The sequence below is a fragment of the Lactococcus cremoris subsp. cremoris NBRC 100676 genome, assembly GCF_001591705.1.
Taxonomy (GTDB): domain Bacteria; phylum Bacillota; class Bacilli; order Lactobacillales; family Streptococcaceae; genus Lactococcus; species Lactococcus cremoris.
The window spans coordinates 1-9,009 of record NZ_BCVK01000080.1; the positions used below are offsets into that span (position 1 = coordinate 1).

Sequence of the window (9,009 nt, forward strand, 5' to 3'; positions counted from 1 at the left end):
TTAAAGATTTCACTGACTACTCTGTCAGTAAGTTCTGAAAGAACCGACATATCTGTCAGTTCGACTTTTTTAGCCGCTTTAGTCAAAGCATCAAAAATTTTCTCACTGTTAAATTTCACTGAGCGTCCGTCACGCTTTATCACATTAATTTCTTCTAGTGTTACATCTTGATATTTTATTTCACTTTTCATATTAACCATCCTCTTCAATTACATCATCTATTTTATCAAATTCTCGGAAATGACACAATATATAGGTTAAATTATGTAAACACACACAATATCTTGTGTTTCTTGTTTTCATTCCCTTTTCTCAATTTTGCAAAGCAAAATATAATCTCTTTGTATTCAAAACGTAATTAGTGCGTCTTAAATCAGATTTTTTCTCTAAATTCTCACATTTTCTAGCCAATATAAAACATTAAACCCGAATTGCTAGTTGATTATATATCATGATATCACATTTAAGTTACAAAAGAAACCTATAGATTATTATTTCGTAACATTTATAGAATACAATTTTTTTCCTTGACTTTGATAATTTACAATTGTAAACTATATATAGATAGAAATTTCAAAGCATTCATTTAGGAGGAAAATATGTCAAATAAAACTCATTCGTCTAATCACGATGAAATGATGGCTGAGCATCATCATAATCATGAAATGATGGATATGGAGCACGAAAACCATGAGATGCACAATATGGATAATATGCATGAGATGCATGATATGGACAATATGGATATGATGAATCATGGAGGACACATGATGCATATGGGTGATATGAGTAAAAAGCTCAAAGTTGCTATCATTCTAATGATTCCCCTTCTACTCATTTCACCAATCGCTGGCTTTACTATCCTTAAATTCCCCGGAAGTGAAATTTTGCAACTCATCCTTGGTACAATTATCTTCTTATACTCTGGGACTCCTTTTTTTAGCGGAGCAAAAGGTGAATTAAAAAGCCGTAAGCCAGCCATGATGATGCTGATTACAATGGGAATTACCGTTGCCTATGCTTATTCTGTTTACGCCACAATCATGAGTCTTAACGGACATATGGGCATGAACTTCTGGTTTGAACTGGCAACTTTAATTGTCATTATGTTGATTGGTCACCTGATTGAGATGAAAGCAATCATGGGTGCTGGCGATGCATTGAAAGATTTAGCAAGCCTTGTTCCCAAAAAAGCTCACTTAAAAAGCGGGAAGGATGTGGAGCTTTCAGAACTAAAAGTTGGCGATTTACTTTTAGTGAAAGAAAATGAGAAAATACCTGCAGATGGCCTTATATTAAGTGAAGCGCTCGTTGATGAGTCAATGATTACTGGTGAAAGCCGAGCAGTCAATAAAAAAACAAATGACCTTGTTTATGGTGGTTCCCTCAATCAAAACCAACCATTTGAGATGAAAGTCACAACCCTTGGAAAAGATTCATTTCTCAATCAAGTGGCCGAATTAGTCAAGAAAGCCCAAGCTCAAAAATCTAATTTGGAAAATATGGCTGACAGAGTGGCTGGTTACCTTTTCTATGCTGCACTTATTGTCGGTATCTTCTCATTAATTTTTTGGACAATTAGCTCTAACTTTAGTTTTGCTCTACTTCTTGCGGTTTCTGTTTTTGTAATTGCATGTCCACACGCTTTAGGTCTTGCGGTTCCACTTGTTGTTTCTCGCCTAACCAGTATTTCTGCTAAAAATGGTTTATTAATTCAAAACAGAACTTCTCTAGAAAAAATAAATACAATTAAATATGCCTTAATGGATAAAACGGGAACATTAACTGACGGTAAGTTTATTGTTCGTAATGTTATTGATTTTACTGATGAAACAGACATTCTCCAAATCATGGCAGCACTTGAAGGAAGTTCCACTCACCCGATTGCTCAATCAATCGTTGCAGCTGCTAAACCTCTTGGAAATCTAAAAGTTGAAGCGGTTGAAAATATTCCAGGAGTTGGGATTAAAGGGCAAGTTAATCAAAACTTTTATCAAATTGTTAACTATAAATATCTTCGTGAAAATCAACTTTCTTATGATGAACAAAAGATTGCTCAATATTTAGATTTAGGTTTAACTGTATCTTTCCTAATCAATGAACAACAAGATGTTTTAGGATTTATTGCCTTAGGAGATTCTCCTAAAGCAGACGCGAAAGCCTTTATTAATGGTTTATTAGCCCAAGGAATTACCCCTGTTATGCTCACGGGTGATAATAAAGAAACTGCTAAAAAAATTGCTAGTGCACTAAATATTCCCGAATTTAGAGCGGAATTAAAACCTGAAGATAAAGCAGAAATTGTGAAAGAGTACCAAAAGAAAGCCGGCGTGCTTTTCATTGGTGATGGTGTCAATGATTCCCCAGCTCTTGCAACTGCTACGATTGGTTTTGCGATTGGAGCAGGAACTTCGGTTGCTATCAGTACCGCTGATGTCGTCCTAGTTAACTCCAATCCAAGTGACGTCTTGGATATGATTAATATCTCCAAACGCATGCTTAGAAAAATGAAACAAAACCTCTGGTTTGGAGCAGGCTATAACATTATTGCTATTCCTGTTGCAGCGGGTATTCTTTATCCATTTACAGGGATTTATATTGACCCTCTCATTGCAGCAGTCCTGATGTCAATCTCAACCGTGATTGTCTCAATCAACGCGATGGGATTGAGGTATGATAAAAAATAGAAGAGCACATGCTCTTCTATTTTTTTCATACTAATTATGAAACTTTTATCACTTAAATATACTTAAAGATTAAGTATGATATCACACAAATACTAATGATTGTAATGATATTTTTTAAATAACCCGAATTGCTAGTTAATTTCATTGGAAAATAAATAAGTCGTGCTATCCTAATCTTAAACCACTAAGCATTAGAAAGCGCACGACTTATATGACTTATAATAGCACACTTCCAAAAGTTTTTGTTTATTTACTGACAACCATTGAGACGCTTTATCAAACGAGGGTTCCCCTTGAGGTTCAAAACCGAAAGAACGTCCATCTCGCAACATCAGATTGCTTAGTTATCGCTTGTTACCTATGGGGCGTACTGCATTTTAGTGAAACGCTTAAAGCTAAGCACCAATTGGCTCAAAGTTTATTTCCTAATTTCCTAGAATATTCTCGCTTTGTCCGCCGTTGTAATGCCCTCTTACCGAGTTATCCAAGTCATTCGCCAAGCACTCGTCTTTAAAGAGGTTGAAGGAATTAGTGTATCCATTATTGACAGCTTCCCCATTCCTTTGTGTCAGCCTATTCGTAATTTCAGAAGCAAAGTTCTTGGAGATTATGCAAATGTTGGCTACAATGCTAAAAAGGGACAGTACTTCTATGGATGTAAATGTCATGCTTTAGTCAGTGAATCAGGCTATGTCATAGACTACACAATTACTCCTGCTTCAATGGCTGATAGTTCAATGACCGAGGAAGTGTTGAGTCAATTTGGGACACCAACAGTCCTTGGAGATATGGGATATCTAGGTCAGTCACTGCATGATAGGCTGGAATTAAAAGGAATTGATCTAATGACACCTGTCAGGAAGAACATGAAGCAAAAGAAAATCCTTTTCCCTAATTTTTCAAAACGTAGAAAAGTGATTGAGCGAGTTTTCTCTTTTTTGACAAATCTAGGAGCTGAGCGTTGTAAAAGTCGTTCGCCTCAAGGTTTTCAATTGAAATTAGAGATGATACTTTTAGCGTATTCTTTACTGTTAAAATCAGCTGAATCACTGGAACCAGAGACTTTAAGATATTCTATCGGGTATCAAGTCATGCCTAAATAATCAACTAGCAATTCGGGTCTGTTAATTTATTGATTTGCTGTGAATTTATTGCTGAAAGAAAATTGATTGATTGAATGCCACTATTATGGGCTGCTTCAATATCAAGGATTCGGTCACCAATATAATAAGTTTCTTCAGGCTTTAATTTATACTTTTTAAGTAAATAATTGATTGCTTCAGGATGAGGTTTTCTTTTAAATCCATTTTCAGAAGTGACTATTTCTAGAAAATAGGGGGAAATTTCCAGCTGATTAAGCAAATCATAAGCATTTTTGCCTTTGTGAGTATAAATGAAATTTTGAATCTTTTCTTTTTGAGTCCAATCTAAAACCTCTTTTGCACCAACCATTAATTTAATTTTGTCATTTTTAGCTGTCGAATTTGCCGTGAAATCTTCTTTTATTTCTTGAAATGGAACGGGTTGTTCTTTTAGTAAAGCATTGACTGATTGACCCTTTATAAAATTATATACTGTTTCTCGATCAAATGGTCGATTAAAGTTTGCAAATGATTCGGACAAGGCTTCTAAAAACACCTCATAGCTATCAATTAGTGTTCCATCTAAATCCCAAATAAATGTTGTCATTAGATTAGGCCTCCATTAATTTTTGATAAATCGGTAGGAGTTGGTCAATTGTTTCTATCATTTCCGCTAGAATTATTGAGTCCTCTTTGCCGTTAAATCTTTCTTTAGGCCAAAGCCGTCCAATTTTCAATTCAGATTTTTTTACTTTTCCTAGGCGTTCAGCGGCTTCTCTAAATGCTGACAGGGGATAAGTTTCTGCTTTTGTATGGTCTTTTGAGATTACGAAATCTTCTGTCAGTAACTTTTGACCAATTTCAGAAAAAACAGGTTGAATTTCAGAACGAATCTCAGTCATTCTTGGTTCTAAACCTTCTATTTTAAAAATTTCAAATGATTTTTGAGTAAACATTTTAGAGTGATTATCCTCAATTTTCTAAGTTCTTTTATAGGTATTACTGCTTATTGAACGCGCAGACGGAAGGTAGTGAGCGTGAAACGCTGTTCCATATTACTAGCTACATTATAAAAATTTAATGAATATTATTCCGGTCAGCATAATTAGAATCCCAACAATTTGCCAAATTTGAATGCCATATTTACTTGAGCGCCACCAACCAAATTGTTGAACCAACATACTGCCTAAAATTTGTCCAATCAAGCCCATCATAATTGTCAGCCCTGCACCAATTTGCGGAACAGCAACGACTGTTGCAAAAACGATTGAGGCTCCTAAAAATCCACCAATTCCATTCCAAGGTTTTGCTTTTTTTAATTCTGAAATTTTTGGCAAACGGCGGTCAATAAAAAGAGACACGATAAAAATAGCTAAAAATCCAATGAAGAACGAAACAAAGGTTGCTTGTGCAGTGTTTTCAAGTAAAACTCCCAATCTGCCATTAATTGCTTGTTGAGCAGCCGACATTACCCCAACGATGACCGCCCAAATTCGCCAGCCTAGTAAGTTAGTTTGGTGCGTTTCTGCTTCTTTTTCTTTTAAATTAGGAAGAACAACCGCGACAATAACCCCAGCTAAAGTAATGATAACTCCCAAAAAGCGCATCAGAGTCATCGGAAGTTGCATGGCATGAAACCAGCCAAATGAATCAATAAGTGTCCCCATCAATATTCGACCCAAAATAGGTAAAATCACCGTTTGGACAGCTCCTAATCTTGGAAAAAGTAAAACATTAGATGTTAGAAAAATCCCACCAAGAACCCCACCAATCCATATCCATACTGGGTGTGAGCCAAAAAATTGAAAACTAGGAAAAAGTGTTTGACTGGTCACTAAAGTGATAATTCCTAAAAAAATCGAACCAACAAAGTTGGAAATTCCAGAGGCCAAAAATGGTGAGCCAACAATTTTTCGTAAATCCGCATTGATTGGATTTTGATTAGCAAGTAAAAAACCGCCAACTAATGCAAAAGCTAGGTAAATATACATTGTTTCTCCTTTAAATAAGTGTTTTTACAGCTTTTATAAAAGCTGGGATTTTTTTAATGCTACCACATTTTTGTAATTTTTAGATAGGGTTTCTCTTAGAATAACTCAAGTTATTTTTTGAGATAGTCTTTCATTTCTTCAAAAGTCACTTCATTAATTTTAGCGGTGCCAATTTCAGGAACAATAACGGTTTTGATGATTCTTCCTCGTGCTTTTTTATCATGAGTTAAGGCTTTAAACAAAAGCTCTTCATCCCAAGGTTGAAATTCGTCAGGTAAACCATATTTTTTGACCATTTTTCGGATTTGGTCAGTAATTCCTTTGGGCATAAGACCTTTGAGTTCGGCAATTTTACTGATTTGAACCATCCCAATAGCAACTGCTTCCCCATGCATCACTTTGCCATAGCCTGCAGTATTTTCAATAGAGTGTCCAATTGTATGACCAAAGTTAAGATAGAGCCGCACACCATTGTCTAATTCATCATCAACAACCACTTTTCGTTTTACTTCACAAGATCGATAGATAATTTCTTCAATCTTATCAAGCTTTTCTACCAAATCATTCGCTGACAAGTCTGTCAGTAAATTCCAGAGGTCTTTGTCAGCAATTAGGGCGCACTTGATGACCTCTCCCAGTCCTTCACGGAATTCTCTTTGACCGAGCGTTTGCAGAACTTCTGGGTCAATTAACACGCCGTCGGGCTGTGTAAAAGTCCCAATCATATTCTTAGACATTTTGGAATTAATTCCTGTTTTCCCACCAATAGAACTATCCACTTGGGCGGTCAAACTTGTTGGAATTTGTAAGAAATGAATGCCACGCATGTAAGTAGAGGCTACAAAACCTGCTAAATCACCTGTTACTCCACCACCGAGTGCAATAATTCCGTCAGAACGAGTCAGTCCAAATTCGGCACAAAAGTTCCAAACATTTTCGGCTGTCAGTAAATTTTTACTGGCTTCTCCTTCTGGAAATTCAAAAGTTGCCACTTCAAAACCTGCTTTTTCAAGTTGGTCAACAACTTTTTGACCATAAAGTCCATTAACATGATTATCAGAAATCAAAACAATTTTTTGCTTCTTCCACAATGAAGAAACCCAAGTTCCAATATTAGCCAAGGCCCCATTTTCGATGATGACATCATAGGGATGTTCTGGTAAATTCACATTTTATTTCATGCTTCTTTCTCCATTTCTAATGTAATTTCTGCAACAGGCATTTTTTTACCTGTCCATAAATAAAAGCTTTCCGCCGCCTGTCCAATCAGCATGCCAAGTCCATTTTCAGTTTGAGCTCCTTGCTCTTTTGCCCAACGTAAAAATGGTGTTTCTCTTACTTTATAAATAGCATCTACCACCAAAAGTTTTTCAGGAAGAACTAAGCTCTTTTCCAGCGGCAAAGATTCTCCATCCATTCCGACTGAGGTTGCATTTACTAATAAGTCGGTCTGTTTCAACTCTTTTTGTAATCTATCAGCTTCAGATAAGTCTGTCAGTAAAATTTCAATCCCTGTTTTTACTGACAGCTTTTCCAATTTCTCTTTTAGCGGAATATATGAGGCCGATTTTCTTGCTGCGACCACAATTTTTTTAGCTCCAGACAAAGCTGCCTGAGCAATAATTGCAATTGCTGCACCCCCTCCACCAAGAATAAGCATTTGTTTATTTTGGATATTGAAATGATATTTTTCTAAACTATTGAAAAATCCTATACCATCTGTGTTATGTCCAATTAATTTCCCTGATTGATTAACTACCGTATTAACGACACCAATTAATTCAGCTGCCGGACTCAATTCATCCATAAATTTGATGATTTCGCCTTTATAAGGCATTGAAATATTAAGTCCATACATGTCTAAAGTACGAACATTTTCCACAATAGCTGGCAATTTTTCCGCCTCAACTTCCCATGCTAAATAAACACCATTTTCATTCATTAAATCAAAAGCCAGATTATGAATAAAAGGTGACAAGCTGTGTTTAATTGGGTTTGCTACAACAGCAGCCATACGAGTGTAGCCGTTAATGTTCATAAAAATTCTCCAAAATTACTGATGAAACTACTAATATATCCATAATTGCGCAAGACGCAAAAGGCTCAGCTATGCTAGTGTCTTTGTCAGTAAATTCTATTGTCATTGACATATCAATCGATAAAAAAAGGACTGACAGTTTTTTAAGTCCTATTTTATCATAAAGTTAAGCTTCCTTGCGACTTCCAAGAACGCGTTTCAAAATGCCAATAATTGCCGGTAGTAGTGACACAAAGACAATGGCAATCATGATGATTTCAAAATGTTTTTTAACAAAAGGAATACCACCAAATAAATAGCCTGCACCTAAGGCAACAATAACCCAAGCAAAACCACCGATGAAGTTAAAGAAAATAAACTTTTTATGTGGCATTTTACCAGCACCAGCTGTAAATGGAACAATCGTCCGAATGATTGGCATGAATCGCCCTAAGAAAATGGCCCAAGAACCCCATTTTTCAAAAAATTGATGAGCTTCTTCCATATATTCTGGTTTCAAGAAGCGAGAAAGCCATTTATGTTTTGGAATAACATCTCCAAATCTTCGACCAATTTCATAATTTAACAGATTAGCAATGAAGGCAATAATCCCCATCACCAAAATCAATAAGCCAATGGATAATTTTCCATTTGACATTGCTGCTAAAGAACCAACAAAAAATAAAATTGAATCCCCAGGCAAGAAGGGGAAAATCACTAATCCTGTTTCAATAAATATAATCGCCCCTAAAACAACATATATCCAAATATGACCATTAGGCATCTGGGCAAAATTAGCCATCCAATCATTAAAGAAACCAAAAATCGAAAGTTGTACAAACATAATATTCCTTTTCAAAAGTTAAAAATTCTTACAATAGTTCTATTTACTTAAACCCGAATTGCTAGTTAATTTCATTGGAAAATAAATAAGTCGTGCTATCCTAATCTTAAACCACTAAGCATTAGAAAGCGCACGACTTATATGACTTATAATAGCACACTTCCAAAAGTTTTTGTTTATTTACTGACAACCATTGAGACGCTTTATCAAACGAGGGTTCCCCTTGAGGTTCAAAACCGAAAGAACGTCCATCTCGCAACATCAGATTGCTTAGTTATCGCTTGTTACCTCTGGGGCGTACTGCATTTTAGTGAAACGCTTAAAGCTAAGCACCAATTGGCTCAAAGTTTATTTCCTAATTTCCTAGAATATTCTCGCTTTGTCCGCC

Annotated in this window: 8 protein-coding genes and 2 pseudogenes; 3 read left to right on the forward strand and 7 right to left on the reverse strand. The window is 35.8% G+C overall.

Annotated features, from left to right (window positions below; genetic code table 11):
• Positions 1-191, reverse strand: a 191-nt coding sequence (locus LLA01S_RS11250; protein ID WP_155719848.1) for an ATP cone domain-containing protein, incomplete at its 3' end; no start/stop codon positions are given.
• Between the two features lie 408 nt (positions 192-599).
• Here LLA01S_RS11250 and LLA01S_RS11255 point away from each other — a divergent pair.
• Positions 600-2,687 carry a heavy metal translocating P-type ATPase gene (locus LLA01S_RS11255; protein ID WP_061778325.1) on the forward strand — a complete coding sequence of 696 codons (2,088 nt, stop codon included), beginning with the start codon at positions 600-602 and terminating at the stop codon, positions 2,685-2,687.
• 211 nt (positions 2,688-2,898) lie between these two features.
• Positions 2,899-3,790: pseudogene (locus tag LLA01S_RS12295) on the forward strand (IS982 family transposase).
• 4 nt (positions 3,791-3,794) lie between these two features.
• On the opposite strand, the gene LLA01S_RS11265 reads toward LLA01S_RS12295, so the two are convergent.
• The 6 genes from LLA01S_RS11265 to LLA01S_RS11290 all read right to left on the reverse strand — a co-directional run bounded on the left by LLA01S_RS11265 (position 3,795) and on the right by LLA01S_RS11290 (position 8,621).
• A complete protein-coding gene (locus LLA01S_RS11265; protein ID WP_014011528.1) occupies positions 3,795-4,376 on the reverse strand; it encodes an HAD family hydrolase in 582 nt (193 codons plus the stop codon).
• A gap of 4 nt (positions 4,377-4,380) precedes the next feature.
• Positions 4,381-4,725, reverse strand: coding sequence for a DUF1054 family protein (locus LLA01S_RS11270; protein ID WP_061778326.1), 345 nt, complete (start codon positions 4,723-4,725; stop codon positions 4,381-4,383).
• 111 nt (positions 4,726-4,836) lie between these two features.
• Positions 4,837-5,760 carry a DMT family transporter gene (locus tag LLA01S_RS11275; RefSeq protein WP_061778327.1) on the reverse strand — a complete coding sequence of 308 codons (924 nt, stop codon included), beginning with the start codon at positions 5,758-5,760 and terminating at the stop codon, positions 4,837-4,839.
• Positions 5,761-5,870: 110 nt separating this feature from the next.
• Positions 5,871-6,929 (reverse strand): 3-dehydroquinate synthase, encoded by a 1,059-nt coding sequence (gene aroB, locus LLA01S_RS11280; RefSeq protein WP_223203866.1) that lies wholly within the window; start codon positions 6,927-6,929, stop codon positions 5,871-5,873.
• Positions 6,930-6,937: 8 nt separating this feature from the next.
• Positions 6,938-7,798 (reverse strand): shikimate dehydrogenase, encoded by an 861-nt coding sequence (locus LLA01S_RS11285; protein WP_021211028.1) that lies wholly within the window; start codon positions 7,796-7,798, stop codon positions 6,938-6,940.
• Between the two features lie 166 nt (positions 7,799-7,964).
• Entirely contained in the window at positions 7,965-8,621 is a 657-nt protein-coding gene (locus tag LLA01S_RS11290) for a VTT domain-containing protein (protein ID WP_003132768.1), read from the reverse strand.
• 141 nt (positions 8,622-8,762) lie between these two features.
• Between LLA01S_RS11290 and LLA01S_RS12470 the strand changes: the two are divergent.
• Positions 8,763-9,009: pseudogene (locus LLA01S_RS12470) on the forward strand (IS982 family transposase); the annotation flags it as partial.

What these genes read in the sequence shown, in the direction of transcription:
- LLA01S_RS11255 (WP_061778325.1), top strand. Translation starts at nt 600, where the DNA reads ATGTCAAATAAAACTCATTCGTCTAATCACGATGAAATGATGGCTGAG.
- LLA01S_RS11290 (WP_003132768.1), bottom strand. Translation starts at nt 8,621, where the DNA reads ATGTTTGTACAACTTTCGATTTTTGGTTTCTTTAATGATTGGATGGCT.
- LLA01S_RS11285 (WP_021211028.1), bottom strand. Translation starts at nt 7,798, where the DNA reads ATGAACATTAACGGCTACACTCGTATGGCTGCTGTTGTAGCAAACCCA.
- LLA01S_RS11265 (WP_014011528.1), bottom strand. Translation starts at nt 4,376, where the DNA reads ATGACAACATTTATTTGGGATTTAGATGGAACACTAATTGATAGCTAT.
- LLA01S_RS11275 (WP_061778327.1), bottom strand. Translation starts at nt 5,760, where the DNA reads ATGTATATTTACCTAGCTTTTGCATTAGTTGGCGGTTTTTTACTTGCT.
- LLA01S_RS11270 (WP_061778326.1), bottom strand. Translation starts at nt 4,725, where the DNA reads ATGTTTACTCAAAAATCATTTGAAATTTTTAAAATAGAAGGTTTAGAA.